The organism is Sphingobium sp. D43FB (genome assembly GCF_002312805.1).
In the GTDB taxonomy this organism is placed as follows: domain Bacteria; phylum Pseudomonadota; class Alphaproteobacteria; order Sphingomonadales; family Sphingomonadaceae; genus Sphingobium.
Window position 1 is genome coordinate 1 of record NZ_NMUA01000196.1, and the last position, 448, is coordinate 448.

Below are 448 nucleotides of genomic sequence, written 5' to 3' on the forward strand. Positions count from 1 at the left end.
TACCTCGTGGCGATCGGCGCGACGCTGCGCCTGACCTACCGCAACGAGGCGCAGGCGCCCTCCGGCGAGGGCGTGCTGGGCCGGGTTGCCGCCGGCGTCAGGCTGGTGCTGGACGACCGCCGGCTGACCGCCATCATGATCGTCACGCTGATCTACAACATCTTCGCCTGGCCGACGACAAGCATGGTGCCCGTGATCGGGCAGGACCGGCTGCTGCCCGGCGCGGAGGGCGTCGGCTTCCTGGCCAGCATGGACGGCGTCGGCGCCTTCTTCGGTGCGCTTCTTATTGCCGGGCTGGCGCGGCCGGACCGCTATGGCCGCCTTTATGTCGGCGGCGTCGCCTCCTATTGCGCGCTGATGGCGCTCTTCGCGCTGCTGCCGCATGTCCTGCCCTCCGGAGTGGCGCTGCTGCTGGCGGGGCTGGGCGGCTCGGGCTTCAGCATCATGC

Annotated in this window: 1 protein-coding gene; it reads left to right on the top strand. The window is 70.8% G+C overall.

The features are described from left to right. A partial coding sequence (locus SxD43FB_RS24005) for an MFS transporter (RefSeq protein WP_141249664.1) occupies positions 1 to 448 on the top strand: 448 nt, incomplete at both ends.